This window comes from Corynebacterium sp. 13CS0277, assembly GCF_002994655.1.
Classification (GTDB): domain Bacteria; phylum Actinomycetota; class Actinomycetes; order Mycobacteriales; family Mycobacteriaceae; genus Corynebacterium.
Map to the genome: position 1 here is coordinate 1 of NZ_PPDL01000014.1, position 23,432 is coordinate 23,432.

Sequence of the window (23,432 nt, forward strand, 5' to 3'; positions counted from 1 at the left end):
GATGAGCGGAAGCGGATGCGGCAGGACTACGAGCGGGAGTTGTTCGGAACGTACTAACCCAAATTGTGAAACTCAGGGGACCTTGGGCTCCTCGCGGAACTCGCCATCACCCACGACTGTCTGGTGCTCTCGGACGAGGTGTACGACAAGCTGGCGTTCTCGGGCCACACGCACCTAGCGATCGCGACGCTACCCGGCATGCGGGAGCGCACGATCACGGTGTCGAGCGCGGCGAAGTGTTTCAACGCCACCGGGTGGAAGACCGGCTGGGCGCTCGCCCCGGCCCCGCTGATTACGGCGATCCTCACCGCGAAACAGTTCTTAAGCTTCGTCGGCGTCAGCCACGTCCAGCCCGCCGTCGCGCTCGCGCTGGCCACCGAGGCGGCGTGGACGGCGCAGCTGGCGCGCACCCTCGAGCGCAACCACGACGCACTGCGGGCAACGTTGACGGAGTGCGGGTTCCCGGTGTGCGAGACCGCGGGCGGCTACTACCTCGTGGCCGACGTGTCCCACACGGGGATGGACGCCCAGGAGTTCTGCTTTGGCCCGCTCCTCGACGCTGGGGTGGCGGCAATTCCGGTGTCCGCGTTTGCGTCCGGCCCGGAAGCGCAGCGTTTCCGGACGCTGGTGCGGTTTGCGTTCTGCAAGGACCCGGACGTCATGGCCGAGGGCTGCCGTCGCCTCCGCGCCGCGTTCGCGCCGAGTGCTGCGGGCGACTAACGGCTCACCGACCGCACATAGACAATCACCCCGGCAACCGCTCCCCTTTCGCCCTGTGCGGGCATGAGGGTGAGTGGCTACCGGGGTGTGCCGTTGCGGGGTGAGCCGCGGCCCGAGGCTCACGCACATATCAAGGCTTGGACCTTGTTTGTACGCCCGCCTGTCGGGTGTTTTTAGGCATTGCCGCGCACCGGGGTGGTCGCCCACTCGTGGGCGGCGCGGGCGGCTGCTTCGACGCGCTCGCGCTGCTCGGCGACGCGCACGCCGGCGGTACCACCACGGGTCGCGCGGGAGGCGACGGCACCGTCGATGGTGAGCACGTCGCGCACGGCGGGCGTGAGTCGCGGGTCGACGGAGGCGAGTTCCTCGTCAGTCAGGTCCTCCAACGCCTTGCCCTGGGCCTCAGCGATGCGCACGCAAGCCCCGGAGGCTTCGTGGGCTTCGCGGAAGGGCACGCCCTGGCGCACCATCCACTCGGCGAGGTCGGTCGCCAGGGTGAAGCCTGCCGGCGCGAGCTCGCGCAGGCGCTCCTCGTGGAAGGTCAGGGTGGAGACCAGGCCGGTGAGCGCCGGCAGCAGCAGCGCCAGCTGGTTGACGGAGTCCACGATGGGCTCCTTGTCTTCCTGCAGGTCGCGGTTGTAGGCCAGGGGCTGCGCCTTGAGCGTGGCCATGAGGCCGGCCAGGTTGCCGATGAGGCGGCCCGTCTTACCGCGGGTGAGTTCCGCGACGTCGGGGTTCTTCTTCTGCGGCATGATCGACGAGCCGGTGGACCAGCGGTCGTCGAGGGTGACGTAGCCGTACTCGGGGGTGCACCAGTAGATGATTTCCTCCGCCAGGCGGGACATGTCCACCGCGATTTGTGCGAGCACGAACGCGGTCTCGGAGGCGAAGTCGCGGCTGGAGGTGCCGTCGATGGAGTTGTCGGCGGCCGCATCGAAGCCGAGTTCCGCGGCGATGGCCTCCGGGTCGAGGGCGAGGGAGGAGCCGGCAAGCGCACCGCCACCGTAGGGGGACACCGCCAGGCGGCGGTCGAGGTCCCGCAGGCGGTCAATGTCGCGCAGCAGCGGCTGCGCGTGCGCGAGCAGCTGGTGGGCGAGCAGCACCGGCTGCGCGGCCTGGGAGTGGGTCTTGCCCGGCATGATGGCGTCCGGGTGGGCCTTCGCCTGCGCGACGAGTGCGTCGACGAGGTCGGCGACCTCTGCGGCGATGCCGCGGATCGCGTCGCGCACCCACATGCGGAACAGGGTGGCGACCTGGTCGTTCCGGGAGCGGCCGGCGCGCAGACGCCCGCCGACCTGGGGGCCGACGATGTCGATGAGGCCGCGTTCCATCGCGCCGTGCACGTCCTCATCGGTGGGCAGGGGGCCGAACTCGCCGGAGGCGACCTTCTCCCCCAGTTCCTTCAGGCCCGCCAGCATGGTGGCCAGGTCCTCGTCGGAGAGCAGGCCGGCGTTGTGCAGCACTTTGGCGTGCGCGGTGGAGGCCAGGATGTCGTAGGGGGCCAACACCCAGTCGAAGTGGGTGGACACGCTGAGCGCGAACATGGCCTCGGAGGGGCCGCCGGCGAAGCGGCCGCCCCACAGGGCGCCTTCGTTGGTTCCGTGGTGCTGCATAACTGTGGTCAACGTACTTTCGTGAAAACGGTGGCTCGCGTCGGGTGCGCGAGGGGTGGACGTGCGTGCGGGGCGCAGCGGTTGCTACGCCCCGTGTGCGCGTGGGTGTGCGTGGTGCGCGGTGGGCGGGTTAGGCCTCGCGGTCGCGCTTGCAGGCGATCTTGGAGGACAGGCCGTGCAGCTGCACGAAGCCCTTGGCGAGGGTCTGGTCGAAGGTGTCGCCGGTGTCGTAGGTCGCCAGGTTGAAGTCGTAGAGGGACTTGTCGCTGCGGCGGCCGTTGACGGTGATGCGGCCGGCGTGGAGCACCAGGCGGATGTCGCCGGTGACGTTTTCCTGGGTGGACTCGATGAAGGCGTCGAGGGAGCGCTTCAGCGGGGCGAACCAGAGGCCGTCGTAGACCTCCTCGGACCAGCGGGCGTCGATGAGGCGCTTGTAGCGGGCGAGCTCACGCTCCATGGTGACGTCCTCGAGGGCCTGGTGGGCGGCGATGAGCACCATCGCGCCGGGGGCCTCGTAGACCTCGCGGGACTTGATGCCGACGAGGCGGTCCTCCACCATGTCGAGGCGGCCGACGCCCTGGGCACCGCCGCGGCGGTTGAGTTCCTCGATGGCCTGCAGCACGGTGACGGGGCGGCCGTCGATGGCGACCGGCTTGCCGGCCTCGAAGGAGATGATGAGTTCGTCGGGGGCGTTGCCGAGGTCCGGGTCTTCGGTGTAGGCGTAGAGGTCCTTCGTCGGCGGGTTCCACAGGTCCTCGAGGAAGCCGGTCTCAATGGCGCGGCCCCACACGTTCTGGTCGATGGAGAACGGGGACTTCTTCGACTGCTCGATGGGGAGGTTGATCTCCTCGGCGAAGGCGATGGCCTTGTCGCGGGTCCAGGCGTAGTCGCGGGCCGGGGCGATGATCTCCAGGTCGGGGTGGGTGTCCATGAAGCCCACCTCGAAGCGGACCTGGTCGTTGCCCTTACCGGTGCAGCCGTGGGAGACGTGGGTGCCGCCGAATTCGCGGGCGGCCTCCACGAGGTGCTTGACGATGAGCGGGCGGGAGATCGCGGAGACCAGCGGGTACTGCTTCATGTACATGCCGTTGGCCTTGATGGTGGGCAGGCAGTACTCGTTAGCGAACTCGTCCTTGGCGTCGATGACGATGGACTCGACCGCGCCGCAGTCCAGGGCGCGCTGACGCACGCTGTCCATGTCTTCGCCGCCCTGGCCCAGGTCCAGGGAGACGGCGATGACTTCGCCGCCAGTCATCTTGGCGAGGTAGGGGATCGCGACGGAGGTGTCGAGACCACCGGAGTATGCGAGGACGACGCGTGCGGTCATAGTGAAGTGATGCTCCTGAAAAAGCGTGGGGGTTAGACAAAGTGGTGCGCCGGCGGCGCGCGGGGCGCGGTGCCGGGCTGCCCCGCGGGCGCGGGGATTTTTCGCCCCTGAGCTTAGCAACACTTGGGGGCAGGTGGGGTGTTGGCCATGCTCCTCCCCCGCGAGGTAGAGGGCGCGGGGGAGGTGGCCTGACAGCACCCACCACCCTAAAGGATTATTCCACCGAGCGCAATTTATGCATTTTGGGCGACGGTATGCAGCCCCCAGACGACCGGGCCACACACCCTACAGCGGGCCGCATCCAACGGCTGCGACGCCGCACACACCACACCCGTCGAGGTGAGGGCCATGACACCCAACTTACGAACAGGGGCCCTTTTCCTCTACAGTGCACGAAGTTCGCACGAACCCGCGCGCCCACACCCACAGGTGGGGTGCGCGGGCTCGTGCACTGCCCTGTTGTATTGATATCCCCGCATGGAAAGGTCACTGAAGGTACCTGCGTGACAGACCGCATGACATCCTCGAAGACTCCCAGCACCCCGCAGTTGACGACTGCAGTGCTGGCCACCCTGGCTCTGCTGTCTGCAGCGGGCCCGTTCGCCATTGACCTGTACCTGCCGACGCTGCCGTCGATCGCCCGCGATCTCAACGCCTCGGACGCCCTGGTGCAGTTCACGCTCACTGGCTTCATGCTCGGCATGGCCTTCGGCCAGTTGATCATCGGCCCCCTGGCCGACCGCATTGGTCGCCGCGGCCTCATCCTCGGCGGCGCGGTGGTGTTCGCACTGGCGTCCTTCGTGTGTGCTGTGGCCCCCAGCATCCACGTGCTCATCGCGGCCCGCATCGCCCTCGGCCTCGGCGGCGGCGCCTGCGTCGTGGTCTCCCGTGCGGTGGTCGCCGACCTCGCCCACGGCAAGGCTGCCGCCAAGGCCTTCGCCCTGATGATGATGATCCAGGGCCTGGCCCCGGTCATCGCGCCCCTGGCGGGCGGCCTGCTCGCGGAGCCGATCGGCTGGCGTGGCCTGTTCGGCGTGCTCGCCGGCCTCGGCGTCATCCAGCTCGTCATCGCGTTCTTCCTCGTCAAGGAGTCGCTGCCCACCGACAAGCGCATCGATGAGCCGCTGGGCCACACCGTCGCCAGCATGCTGCGCCTGCTCAAGCTGCCCGTGTTCACCGGCTACACCATTGCCTTCGCGTTCGGCATGGGTGCGATGTTCTCCTACATTTCCGCCTCCCCCTTCGTGTTCCAGAACATGCTGGGCCTGAGCCCGCTGATGTTCTCCGTGGTCTTCGCCGTGAACTCCCTGGGCATCGTCGTCGGCTCCGCCGTGTCCGCGAAGCTCGTGGGCCGCGCCGACCCGCACGTGCTGCTCCGCAACGCCGGCGTCGTCATGGTGCTGGCCGCCGCAGTCGCCACCGCCGATGCGGCCACCGGCCCGCACCTGTTCGTCCTGCCCTTCGCCCTGCTCGTCATGGTGAGCTGCCTGGGCTTCGTCCTGGGTAACGCCACGGCCCTGGGCACCGCGGCCGCCGGCCCGCGCGCCGGGTCCGCCGCCGCCGTCATGGGCTGCGTCCAGTTCATCATCTCCGGCGTCGTCAGCCCCCTGTCGGTCATCGCCGAGAACCAGGCCCTGTCCATGGGCATCTGCGCGCTCGTGTGCGCCGCGATTGGCGTGGGCGGCACCGTTCTCGCCGGCCGCGCTCGCCTGCGCGCCGCCACCGAGTAACACCCCACCCCGGGCACCACACACAAGCAAACGCCCCGGCACATCCGCTCCCCCACGTCGACAGCAATGTCAGTGGGGAGGTGATGCGCCGGGGCGTTGTCGTATGCGACGCGTCCCGGAGGCCTTAGCTCTGCAGGCGGCGCATGAAGTACTCGCCGAGCTGGCGGCCGCTGAGCGGCTCCCGGGCGAGCACGAAGATCGTGTCGTCGCCAGCGATACACCCCACCACCTCGTGCAGGCCCGCTCGGTCAATGAAGCTCGCCAAATACTGGGCGGCACCCGCCGGGGTGCGCAGCACCGCCATATTGGCGCTGTGGTCGACGGAGACCAGGATGTCCTCGAGGACGCGGATGAGCTTCTCCCGGGGGCCATCGAGGTGATCGGTCAGGGGGCCATCCGCGCCGGGCGCGGTGTAGGTCGACTTGCCCTGAGAGTTGCGGGTTTTCACCACACCCAGCTCGTCCAAGTCACGCGACAGGGTGGCCTGAGTGGTGGCACACCCCTGGGTGAGCAGCAGCTCGGCGAGCTGGCTTTGGCTGGTCACCTCGTGGTGGTCGAGGGTGCGCAGGATGAGCGCGTGCCGGGCGGCACGAGTCTGCGGCGCGTTCACTTCGTGTTCCTTTCCAGCAGCCACACCATGAGCGCCTTTTGGGCGTGCAGGCGGTTTTCTGCCTCGTCAAACACCCGCGACTGCGGGCCATCAATCACCCCGGCGGTGACCTCACTGCCCCGGTAGGCGGGCAGGCAGTGCAAGAAAATTGCCCCCGGCGCAGCCGTCGCCATGAGCTCCTCGGTGACCTGGTACGGCAGGAACGGGGTGCGGCGGTCGATGCCGTCGTTTTCCATCCCCATCGACACCCACGTGTCGGTGATGACGACGTCCGCGCCAGCCACGGCCGCCACATCGTCGGTGACGGTGACCGTCGCCCCGGTCTCTGCGGCGCGGGCGCGGGCCCGGGCGACGAATTCCGGCTTCGGCTGGAAGTCTGCCGGCGCGCAGATCGTGATGTCCATGCCGGCGGTCGCGAAGCCAATCATGTAGGAGTTGGCCATGTTGTTGTCGCCGTCGCCGAGGTACACCGCGCGGCGGCCCTTGAGCCCCGCGGGCCCTTGGTCAGGGCAGAGGTTTTCCACACAGGTCTGCAGGTCGGCCAGGATCTGGCAGGGGTGCAGGTCATCGCTCAAGGAGTTGACGATCGGCACGGTGGCGGTCTCCGCCATGGCCTCCAGGTTGGACTGGGCGTAGGTGCGCCACACGATGAGCTCGACGAAGCGGCTGAGCACCGCGCCGGTGTCCTGGTAGGTCTCCCCCTTGCCCATCTGGGTTTTGCCCGTGTCCGCGACGATCGCATTGCCGCCCATCTGGGCGATCGCAGCATCGAAGCTGAATCGGGTGCGGGTGGAGGTCTTGTCGAACAGCACCGCCACCGACAGGCCGCCCTCGAGGGGGCGGCGGGACAGCGGGGCGGCCTTCAGCTCGGCCGCCAACGACAACACCTCTGCTTGCTCCGCAGGGGTCAGGTCATCGTCGGCGAGGAAGTGCCGGAGAGTACTCATGAGGCGGATCCTTGGGGAGAAAAAGTGGACATGGCGGAGAAAACGCACGCATCAGAAAAAGACGAGTGCCGACACAGCGGCGACAGTGTGCGCACCCACGCCGCACCCACAGTGGGCGCGGTGTGAATGTGGGAATCAAGCGCTGTTTAAGACATACAAAGCTTAGCGAACCTGCCAGCAGGATGTCTCCGCGATGCCCTGCACGTTACCCCATCACCCCGAGAAAAGGTCTGATGTCTGCGCGGCGTGGAACAGCAGCGATACCCCAGGGGGTGTCGCCACGCGCGTGCCTAATCACCGCAGGCAGCACCCCTACAGCCCCGCCACGCCCACACTCGCCACCGCCGTACCAGCACCCGTTAGTGCTGCTCATAGCCGTCCCGCCACGTGAGAAATATGCAGCGCGCCTCGCGGCACGCCACCATACCAGCACCCCGCGCAGCACCCCCACCACCGCTAACGCACTTGTGCTACATCACAGCCAGGTGTGAGGGGTGCCCAAGCGAAGGCAACCCCACCCCACCCATGTGGGGGCACCCAGACGAGGGCACCACCACCGGCTGCGAGCCTCCACTCACGGCACGTGGGACCGCACGCTCCGACGCCGGAGCCGGCGACACCCTTAGCCCGCGTGGGCGGCGATGAGCTCGCCGAGGATACGGATCGCCTCATCGATCTCCTGCGCGGAGATCACCAGCGGCGGGGTCAGCCGCAGCACCCTCTCATTGGGCGCGTTAAGGATGATGCCCGCGTCATAGCCGGCGGCCACGATCTGCTTGGCGATGGGGCGCTCCAGCACGACGCCCAGCATGAGGCCCCGGCCGCGCACGTGGTCCACCCCAGGCAGGGCGGAGACGCCAGCGGCGAGGCGCTGCCCCTTGAGCCGGATCGCGGCGAGGCACTCCTCATCCAGGTGGTCGAGCACCACGTTCGCCGCCGCGCAGGCCACGGGGTTCCCGCCGAAGGTGGTGCCGTGGCTGCCCGGAGTAAACAGCCGCGCCGCCTCACCACGGGCCACCACAGCGCCGATCGGCAGGCCGGCACCCAGCCCCTTGGCCATCGTGACGACGTCCGGCAGCACGCCTTCGTGGGCGTGGGCGAAAAACTCGCCGGTGCGCCCCGCGCCGGTCTGCACCTCGTCGACGATCATCAGCGCACCGATCTCATCGCACAACTCCCGCACCGCACGCAGGAAGCCCTCGGGCGCCGGCACGACACCGGTCTCCCCCTGAATGGGTTCCAGGATGATCGCAGCCACCTCCCCTGGGGCCTGCAACGCCAACGCCCGCAGCGCCTCGGCATCACCGTAGGGGTAGAACTCGACCCCACCCGGCAGCGGGGCGAAAGGTTCCCGCTTGTCTGGCTGACCCGTCATCGCCAGGCTGCCCATGGTGCGCCCGTGGAACCCGTGCTCCGCGGCGAGGATCCTCCCCCGCCCGGTCAGCCGCGCCAGCTTGAAGGCCGCCTCGTTGGCCTCCGCACCAGAGTTGCAGAAAAACACCTTGACCTCCGCCCGCGCCTCCGGGTCCTGAGGGATCAGCCGCTGGCGGAGCTTTTCGGCCACCATCACCGCCGGGGCGGTGGCAAACAGATTGGAGGTGTGTGCGAAGTTCGCGACCTGCTCGCTCACGGCCTTCACGACCTCCGGATGGCCGTAACCCAGGGAGTTCACGGCAATGCCGGCGAGCATGTCGAGCATCACCCGCCCCTGCTCGTCGACGAGGGTACTGCCGTGGCCGCGCACGATGGCCACCGGCGGGGTGCCGTAGTTGTCCATGAGGGAATGGCTCCAGCGGGAGGCGAGTCCGGCATCGGCCAGGGCGGCAGCGGTGGGGGTTGCAGGTGTCGTCATGGGGTGTCGCAAATCTGTGAAAAAGAACCAGTGGGGATGGGCAGCGCCGCGCCCACAGGCGCAGCGGGGCACGCCGCCGGCGAAGCAGTGTCGCCGCGCGGGTGCGGCTAGGTGGTGCGGTACTCCGGCGCAGCCAGGGCGCCGTCGTCTTCGGGGTCGTACACCATGGTGCCGATACCGCCCTCGGTGAGCAGCTCGAGGAGCACCGAGTGGGCAATGCGGCCGTCGATGACGTGGGCGGCGCGCACCCCCTGCCGCACGGCCGCCAGGCAGGACTCCATCTTCGGGATCATGCCGGAGTCCAGCGAGGGCAGGATGGCCTCGAGGTCGGTGGGCGAAATCTTCGACACCAAAGAGTCCTTATTCGGCCAGTCGGTGTAGAGGCCCTCGACGTTCGTGAGGATGAGGAGGCGTTCCGCCCCAATCGCGGCCGCCAGGGCACCGGCGGCGGTGTCGGCGTTGATGTTGTACACCTGGCCCTCCTCATCGGGGGCGATGGTGGACACGACGGGAATCCGGCCGGCATCAATGAGGTCCATGAGTGCCGTGGCATCCACCTGCGCGATATCGCCGACGAGACCGATGTCAGTGAGTTCGCCTGCGACCTCGACGAGGCGTTTGCGGGCAGTGAACAGCCCGGCGTCCTCACCACTGGTGCCGACCGCATACGGCCCGTGGGAGTTAATCAGGCCGACGAGTTCGCGGTTGACCTGGCCGAACAGGACCATCCGGACGATCTCCATGACCTCCGGGGTGGTGACACGGAACCCGCCCAGGAATTCCCCTTCCAGCCCCACGCGGGACAGCATGGAGGAAATCTGGGGGCCGCCGCCGTGCACGACGACGGGTTTCGCGCCGACGGTGCGGAGGAACACCATGTCGGCGGCGAAGGCGGCCTTGAGGTCCTCATCGACCATGGCGTTGCCGCCGTATTTCACCACGACGATTTTGTCGCGGTAGTGCTGCAGCCAGGGCAGCGCTTCGGCCAGGACGTTGGCCTTGGTTTCGGGGGAGAGGTTTTTCAGCAGGTGGTCCATGGGGGCCTTTTCGCGGTCACGACGAAGCAGGGGCAGGTCAAGGGGCGGGGCGTGTTAGGTGGAGTAGGCGCTGTTGATTTCGACATAGGAGTGCGACAGGTCGGTGGTGCGCACGAACCCGCGGCCGGGGCCACCGGTGCCCAGGTCGATCTCCACGTGGATGTCGATGCCGGAGAGATCGACGGTGCGGGCGTCCGGGGTGCCGGCGGTGTGGCGGCACACCGTGTGCCCGTTGAAGGCGACGGAGATGTTCTCCGCATCCATGTCCGCGTCCGCCATGCCGACAGCGGCGAGCACGCGCCCCCAGTTCGGGTCGGAGCCGAACATGGCGCACTTGAAGAGGTTGTCGCGGGCGACGGTGCGGGCGGCGTTGACGGCCATGTCGTCGTCCCCAGTGCCGGTGACGGTCACGGTGATGCGCTTGGTCACGCCTTCGGCGTCTGCCTGCATTTGTTCGGCCAAGCGGTCGCAGGCGGCCGCGACACCGGAGTTGAGTTCCTCCTGGGTCGGCGTATAGCCGCTGCGGCCGTTGGCCAGGATGATGACGGTGTCGTTGGTGGAGGTCGCGCCGTCGACGTCGAGGGTGTTGAAGGTAACTGCGCTGGCGCGCTCCAATGCCTGCTGCAGTGCGGCGGGGCTGGCCTTCGCATCGGTGGTGAGCACGACAAGCATGGTGGCGAGGCTGGGGGCCATCATGCCCACACCCTTGCCCATGCCGCCGATGGTGAAGGCACCGTCGCCGACGTGGGCGACGACGGTCTTGACGGTGGTGTCGGTCGTCATGATCGCTTCGGCGGCGTCCAGGCCCGCCTGGGTGTCATCCGCGAGGCTGTCGATGAGCCCGGGGATGGCGTCGAGCATCTTCACCAGCGGCAGCCGGTCGCCGATGAGTCCCGTGGAGCACACCGCCACATCCTCCGGGGCGCAATCGAGCGCGAGGGCGGTGGCGTTGATCGTGGTCTGGGCGTCCGCCTCCCCGAGCTGGCCGGTGCAGGCATTGGCGTTACCGGAGTTGAGCAGCACCGCGCGGATCGTTCCGTCGGCCACGGCAGCCCGGCTCAGCTTCACCGGCGCGGCGAACACCCGGTTGCGGGTGAACACGGCGGCCGCGTCATAGTCGGGCCCGTCGTTGATGACGAGCGCCATGTCCGACCTGCCGGAGGGTTTAATCCCGGCGGTGGCGGCTGCCGCGCGGAAGCCGGCCGGGGCGGTCGGGCCGGCGGCCTGATCGGAGGGCAGCTCCACGTGAATCGACGCGGCGGGGTCAGTGTGGGACGAGTGCATAGAGTTCAGCACAACCTTTCCTGCATCCCCCTTCTCCCCCGCCCAGCCGGAGGGCGGCGGGGACGACACAGGGAGGAGGGATGCGCGGGATGGTTCACGCAGGCACCCGGGGGCGATCCTGGGACCTGCGGGAATGATGGGAAGACGAGGACAGCGAGAAGAAGAGACTGTCAGTGCGCGGGCGCCGCGCCGGACAGCGGCGCAGGCGAGTTCACACACAGCCTAGCGCGCACCCCGGGGCTGGTGTGGCACAACCGGGGAGAGTGTGACGCGCGTGAAATTTAGGGGGCGAGCCCAACCTGCGGGAGGCCTGCGGTTTCCTCCCAGCCGAGTGCGAGGTTCATGCACTGCACGGCGGCGCCGGCGGTGCCCTTGGTGAGGTTGTCGATCGCGGAGGTCATGAGCAATCGGCCGGCCGCAGCATCGTATTCGACCTGCACGTGGCAGGTGTTGGCGCCCTGCACGGCCTGGGTCTGCGGCTGCACGCCCTCGGGCAGCAGGTGGATGAAAGGCTCCTCGCCGTAGAAGGAGGCGTAGGCGGCGCGGGCCACGCGGGTGACCTCCTCGGCGGGCAGGGAGGCGAGACCGGGTGTGATCGGCGCGGTGATCGTGGTGAGGATGCCGCGCGGCAGCGGTGCCAGCACCGGGGTGAAGCTCACGGTGACGGGCTCATCGGTGTATTCGGAGAGGTTTTGGACGATCTCCGGGTTGTGCCGGTGCTTGCCGGCGGTGTTGTAGGCCTTGAGGTTGCCCATGGTTTCCGCGCCGAGCAGTCCCACCGCGGCCTTCTTGCCCCCGCCGGAGGTGCCGGTGATCGACACGACGGCGAGCTCGGGCACGATGAGCCCCCCGGCGACTGCGGGAAGGGCGGCAAGTGTCGCCCCGGTCGGGAAGCAGCCGGGCACCGCGATGCGGCGCGCCCCCTGGAGCTCTTCGCGATGGCCGGGCATCTCGGGGATGCCGTAGGGCGCGGAGCCGGCGTAGTCGCCGCCGTAGAAGGCGTCCCAGTCGGCTTTGTTGCGGAGCCGGAAGTCGGCGGCGCAGTCAATGACGATGACGTCGTCGCCGAGTTGCTGGGCGATGCGGGCGGAGTGGCCGTGCGGCAGCGCGAGGAACACGACGTCGGAGCCGGCGAGCACCTCAGGGGTGGTTTCCTGCACGACCTTGTCTGCGAGCTGCGGCAGCTGCGGAAGGTGTTCGCCGAGCAGGGTGCCGGCAGAGGAGCCTGCGGCGAGCGCCCCGAGGGTCAGTTCGCCGCTGGCGTAGCTGGGGTGGCCGACGAGGAGGCGCAGGATCTCTGCCCCTGCGTAGCCGGTGACACCTACGACGCTTGCTGTAATCATGCCGTCCATCATAAACAAATATACGCACGACTGCAATTTATGCAGCAGTGCGCGAGAGTTCCGCCCCCGACCAGCGCACACCCGCAGCCACCCCCACCACGGGCACGCGCCAGCCCCACAAAGAAGTAGTGGCTAGTTCGCCGCCTTCTCCCCCTCTGCGGGCTTTGCCTCCTCAGCGGGTGCCGGCTGGGTGTCAGCCTTGTTCTCCTCGGGCTTGGCCTCGGCAGGCTTGGCCTCGTCCTTCTTCTCCGCAGGCTTGGCGTCTTCCTTCTTCGCCTCCTCCTTCTTCGCCTCCTCGGCCGGCTTGGCGTCGTCCTTCTTAGCTTCCTCGGCAGGCTTGTCCGCCGGCTTGTTCTCGGCCGGCTTCGCCCCGTCGGCAGGCTTGGCCTCACCGGCGGGAGCGCCGGCCGGCGCGGCGGCACCCCCGCCGCCAGCGGGATGGCCACCCCCGGCGCCGGAGGACTTCTCGCCAGCAGCAGGCTCGGCCGAGCCACTTCCACCGGCAGCGGTCTCACCGTCGGCGGTGGAGGTCGGAGCTTCCGCCGCGGAGGCCGTGGTCGAGGCGCTGGTGGAGGGCGACTCGGCAGAGTCATCCCCACCGCAGGCGACCAGGGTGCCTGCAGTCAGCAGCAGCGCGGAGGCCAGGGCACCAGAGCGGAGGCGGCGGGAGGTGCGGAACGAAGCGATCATGGGAAAGGGTCCTTTCACGGATGACGGCCACACACTCCATCCCAGAGATACCGCAGGATAAACGGTACACATGAGGAGGGAGTGACTGTTGTGGCGGATGGTGTGGTGGCTAAGGCTAGCAAGACACCACAATGAAAAGAAATCTCATGCCCGCACCTCACCCCCACCGGCCACCCCCGCACGCCTGTCCAACCCCTGACATACCGAAGGCCCACCCGAAACCCCACGCAAGTGAGGAACGGATGGGCCAGGCGCGCGCCACGGTCACCGTGGCGCGACGAGCAGTCGACTAGCCGCGCAGCACGGCGCCGAACTCCTGCTCCGCTGCGGCGATGGCCTGCTTGCGGAACTCGGAGCACTCATCGTCAGTGAGCGTCCGGTCCGGCGCACGGAAGGTCAGCGCGTACGCCAAGGACTTCTTGCCCTCACCGAGGGACTCGGAGGTGTAGATGTCGAACAGGGTGACCTTCTCCACGAGGGGGCCGGCAGCGGCCTCCACGGTGCGGCGCACAGCCTCAGCAGGCACGTCCGCATCCACCACGAGAGCAATGTCCTGCAGCAGCGCCGGGAACGCGGACAGCACCGGTGCCGGGGAGCTCGGGGCGAACGGCAGCGCGGAGACGTTGATCTCCATCGCGCAGGTGCGCGCCGGCAGGCCGGCTCGCTCCAGGACCTGCGGGTGCAGCTCACCGGCGTAGCCGACGACCTCGCCGTTGACGAGGAGCTCAGCACAGCGGCCGGGGTGCCAGGGCAGCTTCTCAGCGTTGCGCACATCGAGCTCGACGTCGGCGGCACGGGCCACGACGCGGGCGGACTCGATCGCGTCCGCGTAGTCGTAGGCGCGGCCGTCACCCCAGGGCCCTTCGAGGACCGCGAAACCGCAGCCGACGGTGGCGACGTGCAGCGGCTGCTCCGGCAGGGAGGCCAGCAGCTCCTCCAGGGTGGCGGCGTCGGGGCGCTGCTTCACCGACGGCATCGGGGAGATTCCCTCGCCGCGGGCGATCGTCACCTGCTCCTGGCCGAACAGCGCGAGGCTGGTGATCCCACGGGCAACGTTGCGCTTGACGGCCTCCAGCATGCTCGGCAGCAGGGTGGTGCCGAGGATGGCGTAGTCGGCGTCGAGGGGGTTTTGCACCGCCACCGTGCGGCGACGCTCATCGTCGGCCTCCAGGCCCCACACGTCGAAGACGTCGTTCGCGATGAACGGGGTGGGCAGGATCTCGGAGTAGCCGTTGTAGGCCAACGCGTGGCCGATGGCACGGCGGCGCAGCTGCGCCTCCGACAGGCCCTGGCCGGCGGGGGCGGTCGGCACGATGGAGGGGATGTCCTCCAGCCCCTCGAGGCGGAGCACCTCCTCCACCAGGTCGGCAGCCATGGTGATATCGGGGCGCCACGTCGGCGGGGTGACAGTGAGCTGCTCCCCGTCGCGCGCCACCGAGCAGCCGACCTCGGCCAGGCGGGCCAGGACCGTGTCTTCGGAGTACTCCACGCCAGCAACATCCGAGGGGCGAGTGATCGCCATCGGCACCTCGGGCATCGCGGGCACCGCGCCCAGCAGGGTGCGGCCCGGGGCCACCGTGCCGCCGGCAATGGCCTGCAGCAGGCCCGCCGCCAGGTCGAGAGCCACCTCGATGAGCGCCGGGTCGACGCCACGCTCAAAGCGACGGGAGGCCTCAGAGGACAGCTTGTGGCGGCGGGACGTCCGCGCCACGGTGATCGGATCCCAGTGCGCCGCCTCAAAGAACACGGTCGTCGTGGAGTCGGAAATCTCGGAGGTCGAACCGCCCATGACACCAGCCAGGGACTGGATGCCCGACTCGTCGGCGATAACGATGTCCTCGGCGTGCAGCTCGCGCTCCACCCCGTCGAGGGTGGTGAGCTTCTCCCCAGCCTGGGCGCGGCGCACCACAAGCCCACCGTTGAGCTTGTCGCCATCGAAGGCGTGCATCGGCTGCCCCAGCAGCATCATGACGTAGTTGGTCACGTCGGTGGCGGCGTTGACGGGGCGCTGCCCGCAGAGCATGAGCTCGCGCTGCAGCCAGAACGGCGACTCCACCGTCGGGTCAATGCCCACGACCTGACGCACACCAAAACGGTTGCAGGGGGTGCCGTCAGCAATGCTCACCGACAGTGCCTCGCCCTCACCGATCACCGGGCGGGTCACGCCCATCTCCACGAGCTCCGCGACGGTGGCGAAAGGATCCTCGGCGACGTCGACGAAGCCCGTCGCGAACGCCGAGGCAATCTCCCGGCTCAGACCACGGGCCGACAGCGCGTAGCCGCGATCCGGGGTGACGTTGACGTCAAACACGGTCTCATCCAGGCCCAGCACTCCGCGGGCGTCACTGCCCGGTTCGCCGACCGCCGGATCCTGCGGGTCGAGCGTGATGATGCCCTTGTTCTGGGCAGAGGCCAACCCCAGCTCCGCGGCCGAGCAGATCATGCCGGCGGAGGTGTGCCCGTAGGTCTCACGGGCGGAAATAGCGAAATCGCCCGGCAGCACCGCACCCGGGAGGCTGACCACCACAGTGGATCCCTCCTCGAAATTGCGGGCACCACACACGATGGGCTGCAGCTCACCCGTGCCGTTCGCCTGGCCGACGTTGACCTGGCAGAAACGAATCGGCTTCTTAAAACCGGTGAGTTCCTCAATGGACTCCACCCGGCCGATCACCAGCGGGCCGGTGGTCACCGGGATCGGCTCGTAGCCCTCGGTCTCGAAACCGACGCGGACGAAGCCCGCGTCCATCTCCTCATCAGTGGTGGAAAAACCAGGCGCCGCCTGGCCGACCAGCCGTTCAACCCAGCTCTTTGCGATCAACATGACTTGTGTCTTCTCCTGTCGTCCGCACCCCACTGGCACCCAGCGTGCTGCGCGGGGCACTCCCGTGACGGGGGACGAATCGTAGCTCTGTGCGCGGCGCCTCTCCCCTGCCTGCGGCACCCCGCCTGGGGTGGCCGCACGCGTGGCAAAAGTGGGCGCCGAGAAAAATATGAAAGGGAAAAAGTGTTTCTTGCTCGGCGTGCGCCGATTTAGGCGTGCACGCCGAAGGGCATGGTGAAGCGCAGATCGCCCTCCACCATGTCGCGCATGTCGGTCAGGCCGTTGCGGAACTGCAGGGTGCGCTCCAGGCCCATGCCAAAGGCAAAGCCGGTGTAGACGTCGGGATCGATGCCGGCCGCGCGGAGCACGTTCGGGTTGACCATGCCGCAGCCACCCCACTCGATCCAGCCGGCGCCACCCTTCTTGTTCGGGAACCACACGTCCACCTCGGCCGAGGGCTCGGTGAAGGGGAAGTAGTTCGCACGCATGCGGGTGTGGGTGTCCGGGCCGAACAGGGTCTTGGCCAGGTGGTCGAGGGTGCCGCGCAGGTTCGCCATCGTCAGCCCCTTATCGACCGCCAGGCCTTCGACCTGGTGGAAGACGGGCGTGTGGGTGGCATCCAGCTCGTCGGTGCGGAACACGCGACCCGGGCAGGCGACGTAGATCGGAACCTCGCGGGACAGCATGGTGCGCATCTGCACCGGGGAGGTGTGGGTGCGCAGCACCTGCTTGGAACCCTGCGGAGCAATGTGGAAGGTGTCCTGCAGGGTGCGGGCCGGGTGGTCCGGGAGGAAGTTGAGCGAGTCGAAGTTGAAGTACTCGGCTTCCACCTCGGGGCCGTCGGCGATCTCCCAGCCCATGCCGACGAAGATGTCGGCGATGGACTCAGACAGCTGCGTGATGGGGTGCAGCGCGCCGGGGTTGCGGCGGGTGGTGGGCACGGTGACGTCGACACGTTCGGCGACGAGCACCTCAGCGTTGCGCTTCTCCTCCAGGCGAGCCTTAGCTTCCGCAAAGACCTTCTCCACCCGGCCACGAGCCATGTTGACCAGGCGGCCGGCATCCTTGCGGGCCTCCTTCGGGAGGGAACCCAGGGACTTGCGGGCCACGGCGATGGGGGCGTCGTCGCCCAGGTGCTCGCGGCGTGCGACCGCCAGTTCCTCAAGGTTGTCTGCGGACTCAAAGGCCTCGACTGCGGCTGCTGCGGCAGCGTCGAGCCGTTCTTGGGTCAGAAGTTCTTCGGACACTAAATATTCCAGCTTCTCGTCGTTTTTCTCGGATACGAGCGCCGATGCGGCGGTCAAACTAACCCCTCCATGATAGCGGAGCACACCGCAGTGCCGAACAGGGGATTCTCCCCCACCCCACACGATCACCCCACAGGCCCGGCAGGCTGCCCGATCCCGGCTCCCACCAGCACACTCACCCCGGCGCAGTAGCACCTGTGCCACGCGTCGTCCCACACCCCAACCAGCACGGCCGCATCTGCCCCGTCACCACCCCGCCACCATCACCCGCGCCGTCCCCCGCCGCGCGGCATCCGCTGCGCGGCGGAGAAGCGCGGCGGGTGCGGATCCTAACGGCCGGCGGCGTACAGGTGCTTCGCCGACTCGTAGAGACAAATACTCGCCGCCGTCGCCAGGTTGAGGGACTCGGCGCGACCCCGGATGGGGATACGTACCCGGTGGGTGGCGCGGGCCAGCAGGTCCTCCGGCAGGCCGTGGGCTTCGTTGCCGAACAACCAGGCCGTCGGCTGCGCGAGCAAATCCCCCGCCTCGTCCAGGTTGACTTCGCCGTCGGCAGTGGTCGCGAGGATATTCAACCCCTTGGCCTGCAGGCGATCGAAGGCGGCTTGGATGTTCGCCTCCCGGGCCACGGGCACATGGAACAGGGAGCCCGCCGACGAGCGCACAGCCTTCGGCCCCTGGGGGTCGACAGCATTACCCATGAACATCACCGCATCCGCGCCCACCGCGTCAGCGACTCGGATCAGCGTGCCAGCGTTGCCCGGCTCGTTGGTTTCAACGGGCACGGCAACGAGCCGCGGAGAGCGGCCCAAGACCTCCTTGGCCGGCCAGAGCACCGGCTCACACACCGCGAAGATGCCGGGCGGGGTCACCGTGTCCGACAGGGACTTGGCGGCACGGTCCGTGATCGGGCTGCAGGACACGCCAAGGTTCTTCGCCGCCAGGACGAGGTCGTTGAAGCGCTCGGCACCGTGAGCCGTGACGAAGACTTCGCGGGCAGCACCGGTTGCGATGGCGGCATCCACACTGTTGGGCCCCTCAGCAAGGAAGAGATTCGCCTTTTTGCGACCCGCCGAGCGCAGAAGCTTGGCGGACTGCACGATGCGCGGGGTGCGTTCGGTGAACGCGGAGTCAAAGTCGAGTGTCATGGCACCCAACATACCGCCGGAGCATCCTGGTTCCCGCATTACCCGTGACGAAAACAGTCTGCTGAGCGAAAAACGACTCCCCCTCCAGATCTCCGCCGAGCGAAAAAACTTTTTACGGCCCAGTTCACATCAATACGGCATCGAACAGACTATCTAAATATTGCGCCGAGAATTCCGTCACACTCCTTAGACTCACCCTCACCGAGCGCGGCCACTGCAGCACGTCAACGCCATTCGGAATCCCATCCACAGGGTGCCGAAAGAGAACACAACGCCACAGCGCTGTGCGCACACACCATCGCGCCGAACGCGACCACCCACCCAGACCAGTCAAAGGAGAGAGACCACATGTGCCCCCTGTTCAGCTACCCCGACCGTCTCGCCATGGAGGCCGTTGGAATCGAACGAGCCCACGACACTGACGCTGATATCACCGCCACTGCGGCTCCTGCAGGCGGCACCGCCCGCACGCCGGCGTCGTCGACGCGCCCCCGCAAGCGGACGCGGAACCGCAGCCCGCAACCGGGAGGCCCCCAGGACCGCGCCGCGCGCGATGCCTCCCGGCCACAACAGGTCCCGCCCGAGGACACCGTCCAGGACGTCTGCCGACACTTGCGAGCCATTGATGCCGCCGCCGCTGACCTCCGCTCCGCGATCCGCACGCTCGAGCGGCGCATCACCGCCGACAGCATCGCCACGACGGACGTGATTCGCACGGTGCGGCCGCACCTCGCTGCACTCACCACGCGCGCCGAAGACTTGGCAAGGTTGTCTGCCCCGGCGACGAGCGACGATGGGCAGAACACCCCTGGCACCGCGCCCCGGCGGCACGCCGACGATACCGACTATGTCCAGGAAGATCCCCCGCAGAGCGCACAGCCCGTGGCGCAGCGGGTGGCGCCTGCCGAGCACGCGGCACGCCGTGTGCGTCGCCCGTCCTACCGCTTCGGCATCATCAAGGAAGCCCGCTTGCGCAGTGACCGCGAGGCCCTCGACGCCTACCTGAGCTATCGGCAGCGGCGCGACGAGCTGGTCGCTTTTCTCAAGGAGGAAGACAACGCGGCCACGCGGGATGCCACCAGGCAGGCCATCGCCCGCGTGGAGCAGGAGTACACCGAGATCTGGTGGAGCCTGCGCCACGGCACCCGTGGAGTCGAGCACCTGCAGGACATCTACGAGGAACGCGCCCGCGCCGACTACGCCTACCGCAACCCGGCGCACACGGACATCGATGGCACCGACGGGGACCCGGACATCCCCGCGTTCCAGCCGCCGCGCGCCCAGATCCACACCCGACTCACCCGCTTCCCCCGCCGCGAAGTGCTGCAGGCAATCGCTGCGACCCTCGACCGGGCCTACGGCACCACCTACTGCACCATGGTGGCGCAGCTCCACCTGGCCCGCGACCACCAGCCCGACGACGGGCGCGCGAACAAGCGCACGCGCGAGGCGACCGGTGTCCGGGAGCGGGCGGCGCGCACGAGCCCCGGTCACGTCCGCACCGACAGCTGGAGTATCCGGCGCGCCTGAGCACCCTCGTCGCCCCCGCAGACAAGAAAAACCCCTGGGTGTGCTGCTGCACAAGGGGCAACAGCACACCCAGGGGCCTCATCGGCCACCGCCTAGCACATTCACGTGCGTGTGAGCGGAGAGGTTAACCCTGTCCATGGCCAGGTGCACGGGGCGCAGAGGATTTAGTCGAAAGGAATCCCGCGGGCGTCGGTCGCGTACCACCCTGAGCGCGTGAGGATCATGATGAAGTCCAACAGGCACCACAGCCACACGAAGGGGATGAAGAACCACAGCAGGACGAGCGACAGACTCACGCCGAGCTTGATGACGCCCCGGATATGGTAGCCACTGTAGAAGTCATGCACGCCGAAACTCCCCAGGAAGAAGCAGAGGAGGGCAGCGATCGCACGAGACTTCTGAGGCACTGCGTAGACCGGCATCTGCGGCATTGCCGCATACATCTGATGCGGCGCCGGAACCGGGGCGTAGGCCTGCGGCGGGGGCGCGGTGAAAAAGTTGCGCGGCTGGGCCGGCGCCACCGGCAATCCGTCGACGTTGTACTGCACGGGCTGCTCTGGTGCGGGCATCGGGACCTGCGGATCACGCAAAAAGGGCGGCACATAGCCCTGACCGTCCGGGGAGGAACCGTAAACGTTCTCCGGTCCAGGGGTTGTCATCGAAACTCCATCCACGTCCAAGGGGTGCGAGCACGCCCCCGGCGATGTGGGGCCGAGGGGTGACACGTACAAGTGCGATTCCAGTCTAGACCGCACCCCGAATCCTTCGAGCTCTCACGCACAGCCCGGAATTCGACCACCGCCCCGCAGCCACCCACCCGCTGCTGCTGAGCGTGCGCATCCAGCGTCCGCACCCGCGCCACTCCCCTGTCCCCAACAAGGGCCTCAGCACACAGAGGTCCGCCCACATGCCAACGACCGCCGGCCCACAACAGGGGCAACGGCGGTCGTTGGAGAGTTACTCGACGCGGTCAGGCACGGGCGCTGAGCACCCGAGCCTTGCGGCATGAGTAGAAAGTGCTTAGGCAGCCTTCGGAGCGTTGACGTCCTCGGGCAGAGCAGCCTTGGCAGCCTCACAGATAGCGGTGAAGGCAGCGAAGTCGTTCACGGCGAGATCGGCGAGAACCTTGCGGTCGACCTCGATCTCAGCGAGACGCAGGCCCTGGATCAGGCGGTTGTAGGTGATGCCGTTCATACGAGCAGCAGCGTTGATGCGCTGGATCCACAGCTTACGGAACTCACCCTTACGGGCGCGACGGTCCCGGTAAGAGTAGGTCATGGAGTGCAGCCACTGCTCCTTGGCCTTACGGTACAGGCGAGAGCGCTGGCCGCGGTAGCCCTTAGCGGACTTCAGAATTTCGCGACGCTTCTTCTTGGCGTTGACGGACCGCTTGACACGTGCCACGGTGATACTTCCTTACAGGTTGTTCTTAGAGATGAAGGGGAATTGGCTGGTGGGGGAAGGCCTTAGGCCTTGCCCAGCAGACGCTTGACGCGCTTGGTGTCAGCCTTGTCGACGTCCGTCGTGCCCTTCAGGCGGCGGGTGCGGGTGGAGGGCTTGCCCTCGAGCAGGTGGCGGCGGTTCGCCATCTCGCGACGCAGCTTGCCGGAGCCGGTCACCTTCACGCGCTTAGCGGTGCCCTTGTGGGTCTTCTGCTTCATTTGTTCGTCGTCCTTTTGGGTGAAACGTAGAAAGTTGTTACTTCTTGGCCTTGCGCAGCGGGCCGATGACCATGGTCATGTTGCGGCCGTCCTGCTTTGCCTTGGTTTCCACGGTGCCGTACTCGGCAACATCGTTGGCAAGGCGGTCCAGGAGGCGGTAACCAAGTTCGGGGCGCGACTGCTCACGACCACGGAACATGATGGTGACCTTGACCTTGGAGCCCTTCTCCAGGAACCGGATCACATTACCCTTCTTCGTCTCGTAATCGTGATCATCGATCTTGGGACGAAGCTTCTGCTCCTTGACCACAGTCTGCTGCTGGTTCTTCCGAGACTCACGCGCCTTCTGGGCGGCCTCGTACTTGAACTTGCCGTAGTCCATGATCTTGCAAACCGGCGGCTTCGCGTTCGGGGCCACCTCAACCAGGTCGAGGTCGGCGTCGTACGCGAGCTTGCGGGCGTCCTCAATGCGGACGATCCCGACCTGTTCGCCACCGGGGCCGACTAGGCGGACCTCGGGGACTCGGATGCGCTCATTAATGCGAGCTTCAGCGCTGATGTGTACTCCTCAAGTAGCAGTGGATAATGCACATACCCTTTTACCGCGTAGGAGGTGCGTGGCACAGCAGATGATATCTGCCGCAACCCACGCAAAAAGCCCGTTCACCAACCTCGGGTGAACGGGAGATCCTCGTGACACACAGGCCTGCGACACGGTGCCGGACAATCTGATTGCCTTCCACTGGTGTGCAGCGTGTTGAATGAACCATGATCCGACCGAGAGTCTCGGCGGCTTCTGGTGGGAGGGACCTCCACTTGCGGCCTGATGGCTGAACACTACGAGTCAGCCTCAGGCGGTAGTGCGGTTAAAGATAGCACGGCAGGAAGCGTTTCGCCAAAGCTGCGACACGCGGCGTGTCGACGGGCGATGCCTTCACCGCGCCGCAGCACAGACATTGGCCGCCTTGCCCCTCCCCCAGCCCCGGTTCTAGCATGCGGCGACACCCGTCACCGCCGGTGGCGACGACGGCACGCCCCGAACGGTACTGCGGCCAAGCCGACGCGGCAGTTGGACCACCGTGACAGAAGTGGTTCCCCCATGAGGCGCAGGCGGGGCCCGGTGTGACTATTCGCCGTCGAGCGTTGCCAGGGACTCGTAGACCACGCCCATGCCCAACGGTGCGGTGCAGACGACAGGCGACTGTTGTTTCTTAGTCGGGTCCAGCAGGCTACAGGTCACTGTCATCTGGCGGGCGCGGTGTTCGTTGTAGAGGGGCTCCACCACGCTGACGCCACGATGCTGGTACGGGATCCTGCTGGCTGCACTGCCCGTGCCCACATCGAAGGGGTTGGGCTGCGGTGCCGGGTCGGGCAGGCTCGTAATCGCCGCAAACGAAGGGGTGCCGCCGCCGACGGTGAGCGCTTGTCGCAGCTGCGGGAGCAGCTCCCCACTGATTGTTTCGGCGAAAGAGCAGCTCATGGAGCCGATCGTGTAGGCCTCCGGCATAGGGCGGCTGACGTAGCGGGCGGGGTCAAGTTCGTTGTCGTCGGGCGCGCAGCGGCGACCATTGCTCGGCGGGAAGCTATCGACCGCGACCCGGGTACCGAGGTCGTCGACCGGCAGGGTGACCGCTTGGGGGTTCGTGTCGGCAGCTTGGAGGCTGGTGCGGTTGAGCAGCAGCATGCTGCCGTAAAGGGCGGCGACGAGCACGATGAGCGCAGAGAGCAGGAGAGCAACCGTGGAGCGCAGCCGCGGCTGGGCGCCAGGCACGGCATAAAGAGCTTTCTGCATGGTGGGTGTCTTCGCCTCAACGATGGGGTTGTAGGGACAAGGGGGCTGCGCGGAGTGCGCCGACAGGCCAGGCGCGC

19 protein-coding genes and 1 pseudogene are annotated in these 23,432 nt (G+C 67.6%); 3 read left to right on the forward strand and 17 right to left on the reverse strand.

The features are described from left to right. Window positions 1–102: 102 nt before the first annotated feature. Window positions 103–720 (forward strand): annotated as a pseudogene (locus tag C1Y63_RS07210) (aminotransferase class I/II-fold pyridoxal phosphate-dependent enzyme); the annotation flags it as partial. Window positions 721–893: 173 nt separating this feature from the next. Here the strand turns inward: C1Y63_RS07210 and argH are convergent. Both argH and C1Y63_RS07220 read right to left on the reverse strand, forming a co-directional pair. Next, entirely contained in the window at window positions 894–2,333 is a 1,440-nt protein-coding gene (argH, locus tag C1Y63_RS07215) for an argininosuccinate lyase (protein ID WP_106015799.1), read from the reverse strand. A 130-nt stretch (window positions 2,334–2,463) separates the two neighbouring features. Further along, window positions 2,464–3,660 (reverse strand): argininosuccinate synthase, encoded by a 1,197-nt coding sequence (locus C1Y63_RS07220; RefSeq protein ID WP_106015800.1) that lies wholly within the window; start codon window positions 3,658–3,660, stop codon window positions 2,464–2,466. A gap of 503 nt (window positions 3,661–4,163) precedes the next feature. On the opposite strand from C1Y63_RS07220, the gene C1Y63_RS07225 reads away from it, so the two are divergent. Beyond that, window positions 4,164–5,390, forward strand: coding sequence for a multidrug effflux MFS transporter (locus tag C1Y63_RS07225; RefSeq protein WP_233195633.1), 1,227 nt, complete (start codon window positions 4,164–4,166; stop codon window positions 5,388–5,390). Window positions 5,391–5,514: 124 nt separating this feature from the next. Here C1Y63_RS07225 and C1Y63_RS07230 read toward each other — a convergent pair whose 3' ends face one another. The 10 genes from C1Y63_RS07230 to C1Y63_RS07275 all read right to left on the reverse strand — a co-directional run bounded on the left by C1Y63_RS07230 (window position 5,515) and on the right by C1Y63_RS07275 (window position 18,372). Then, the gene (locus C1Y63_RS07230; protein WP_106015802.1) at window positions 5,515–6,000 is read right to left on the reverse strand and encodes an arginine repressor; all 486 of its coding nucleotides are present in this window, start codon (window positions 5,998–6,000) and stop codon (window positions 5,515–5,517) included. Further along, window positions 5,997–6,947 (reverse strand): ornithine carbamoyltransferase, encoded by a 951-nt coding sequence (argF, locus tag C1Y63_RS07235; RefSeq protein WP_106015803.1) that lies wholly within the window; start codon window positions 6,945–6,947, stop codon window positions 5,997–5,999. The genes C1Y63_RS07230 and argF overlap by 4 nt, the downstream gene beginning before the upstream one ends. Window positions 6,948–7,569: 622 nt before the next feature. Beyond that, a complete protein-coding gene (locus tag C1Y63_RS07240; protein ID WP_106015804.1) occupies window positions 7,570–8,799 on the reverse strand; it encodes an acetylornithine transaminase in 1,230 nt (409 codons plus the stop codon). 107 nt (window positions 8,800–8,906) lie between these two features. Next, window positions 8,907–9,836 (reverse strand): acetylglutamate kinase, encoded by a 930-nt coding sequence (gene argB / locus C1Y63_RS07245; protein WP_106015805.1) that lies wholly within the window; start codon window positions 9,834–9,836, stop codon window positions 8,907–8,909. 54 nt (window positions 9,837–9,890) lie between these two features. After that, the gene (gene argJ / locus C1Y63_RS07250) at window positions 9,891–11,120 is read right to left on the reverse strand and encodes a bifunctional glutamate N-acetyltransferase/amino-acid acetyltransferase ArgJ (protein WP_106015806.1); all 1,230 of its coding nucleotides are present in this window, start codon (window positions 11,118–11,120) and stop codon (window positions 9,891–9,893) included. Between the two features lie 281 nt (window positions 11,121–11,401). Next, window positions 11,402–12,463 (reverse strand): N-acetyl-gamma-glutamyl-phosphate reductase, encoded by a 1,062-nt coding sequence (gene argC / locus C1Y63_RS07255; protein WP_106015807.1) that lies wholly within the window; start codon window positions 12,461–12,463, stop codon window positions 11,402–11,404. 132 nt (window positions 12,464–12,595) lie between these two features. Beyond that, window positions 12,596–13,153: a hypothetical protein gene (locus tag C1Y63_RS12845; RefSeq protein ID WP_199189083.1), complete on the reverse strand. Its 558-nt coding sequence runs from the start codon at window positions 13,151–13,153 to the stop codon at window positions 12,596–12,598. Between the two features lie 289 nt (window positions 13,154–13,442). Next, window positions 13,443–15,977, reverse strand: coding sequence for a phenylalanine--tRNA ligase subunit beta (gene pheT, locus C1Y63_RS07265; protein WP_106015808.1), 2,535 nt, complete (start codon window positions 15,975–15,977; stop codon window positions 13,443–13,445). Window positions 15,978–16,186: 209 nt separating this feature from the next. Then, a complete protein-coding gene (gene pheS / locus C1Y63_RS07270; protein ID WP_106015853.1) occupies window positions 16,187–17,224 on the reverse strand; it encodes a phenylalanine--tRNA ligase subunit alpha in 1,038 nt (345 codons plus the stop codon). A gap of 329 nt (window positions 17,225–17,553) precedes the next feature. Then, window positions 17,554–18,372, reverse strand: coding sequence for an RNA methyltransferase (locus tag C1Y63_RS07275; RefSeq protein WP_106015854.1), 819 nt, complete (start codon window positions 18,370–18,372; stop codon window positions 17,554–17,556). 348 nt (window positions 18,373–18,720) lie between these two features. Here C1Y63_RS07275 and C1Y63_RS07280 point away from each other — a divergent pair, with 348 nt between their 5' ends. Continuing rightward, window positions 18,721–19,902, forward strand: a complete 1,182-nt coding sequence (locus C1Y63_RS07280) for a hypothetical protein (protein ID WP_106015809.1) — start codon at window positions 18,721–18,723, stop codon at window positions 19,900–19,902. 164 nt (window positions 19,903–20,066) lie between these two features. On the opposite strand, the gene C1Y63_RS13060 is transcribed toward C1Y63_RS07280, so the two are convergent. From C1Y63_RS13060 to C1Y63_RS07305, 5 genes are all read right to left on the reverse strand, one after another. Beyond that, the gene (locus tag C1Y63_RS13060) at window positions 20,067–20,561 is read right to left on the reverse strand and encodes a TM2 domain-containing protein (RefSeq protein WP_233195634.1); all 495 of its coding nucleotides are present in this window, start codon (window positions 20,559–20,561) and stop codon (window positions 20,067–20,069) included. Window positions 20,562–20,922: 361 nt separating this feature from the next. After that, window positions 20,923–21,306 (reverse strand): 50S ribosomal protein L20, encoded by a 384-nt coding sequence (gene rplT / locus C1Y63_RS07290; protein WP_075725992.1) that lies wholly within the window; start codon window positions 21,304–21,306, stop codon window positions 20,923–20,925. Between the two features lie 62 nt (window positions 21,307–21,368). Continuing rightward, a complete protein-coding gene (gene rpmI, locus C1Y63_RS07295) occupies window positions 21,369–21,563 on the reverse strand; it encodes a 50S ribosomal protein L35 (RefSeq protein ID WP_075725990.1) in 195 nt (64 codons plus the stop codon). A 37-nt stretch (window positions 21,564–21,600) separates the two neighbouring features. Next, the gene (gene infC / locus C1Y63_RS07300; RefSeq protein ID WP_106015810.1) at window positions 21,601–22,122 is read right to left on the reverse strand and encodes a translation initiation factor IF-3; all 522 of its coding nucleotides are present in this window, start codon (window positions 22,120–22,122) and stop codon (window positions 21,601–21,603) included. A 567-nt stretch (window positions 22,123–22,689) separates the two neighbouring features. Further along, window positions 22,690–23,355 carry a hypothetical protein gene (locus C1Y63_RS07305; RefSeq protein ID WP_106015811.1) on the reverse strand — a complete coding sequence of 222 codons (666 nt, stop codon included), beginning with the start codon at window positions 23,353–23,355 and terminating at the stop codon, window positions 22,690–22,692. Window positions 23,356–23,432 lie beyond the last annotated feature (77 nt).

Excerpts from the sequence above, each read along its gene's own strand:
- C1Y63_RS07220 (WP_106015800.1), bottom strand. The coding sequence starts at position 3,660 with ATGACCGCACGCGTCGTCCTCGCATACTCCGGTGGTCTCGACACCTCC.
- argB (WP_106015805.1), bottom strand. The coding sequence starts at position 9,836 with ATGGACCACCTGCTGAAAAACCTCTCCCCCGAAACCAAGGCCAACGTC.
- argJ (WP_106015806.1), bottom strand. The coding sequence starts at position 11,120 with ATGCACTCGTCCCACACTGACCCCGCCGCGTCGATTCACGTGGAGCTG.
- C1Y63_RS07280 (WP_106015809.1), top strand. The coding sequence starts at position 18,721 with ATGTGCCCCCTGTTCAGCTACCCCGACCGTCTCGCCATGGAGGCCGTT.
- C1Y63_RS07305 (WP_106015811.1), bottom strand. The coding sequence starts at position 23,355 with ATGCAGAAAGCTCTTTATGCCGTGCCTGGCGCCCAGCCGCGGCTGCGC.
- rpmI (WP_075725990.1), bottom strand. The coding sequence starts at position 21,563 with ATGAAGCAGAAGACCCACAAGGGCACCGCTAAGCGCGTGAAGGTGACC.
- C1Y63_RS12845 (WP_199189083.1), bottom strand. The coding sequence starts at position 13,153 with ATGATCGCTTCGTTCCGCACCTCCCGCCGCCTCCGCTCTGGTGCCCTG.
- argH (WP_106015799.1), bottom strand. The coding sequence starts at position 2,333 with ATGCAGCACCACGGAACCAACGAAGGCGCCCTGTGGGGCGGCCGCTTC.
- argC (WP_106015807.1), bottom strand. The coding sequence starts at position 12,463 with ATGATTACAGCAAGCGTCGTAGGTGTCACCGGCTACGCAGGGGCAGAG.
- C1Y63_RS07275 (WP_106015854.1), bottom strand. The coding sequence starts at position 18,372 with ATGACACTCGACTTTGACTCCGCGTTCACCGAACGCACCCCGCGCATC.
- C1Y63_RS13060 (WP_233195634.1), bottom strand. The coding sequence starts at position 20,561 with ATGACAACCCCTGGACCGGAGAACGTTTACGGTTCCTCCCCGGACGGT.
- pheT (WP_106015808.1), bottom strand. The coding sequence starts at position 15,977 with ATGTTGATCGCAAAGAGCTGGGTTGAACGGCTGGTCGGCCAGGCGGCG.
- C1Y63_RS07240 (WP_106015804.1), bottom strand. The coding sequence starts at position 8,799 with ATGACGACACCTGCAACCCCCACCGCTGCCGCCCTGGCCGATGCCGGA.
- argF (WP_106015803.1), bottom strand. The coding sequence starts at position 6,947 with ATGAGTACTCTCCGGCACTTCCTCGCCGACGATGACCTGACCCCTGCG.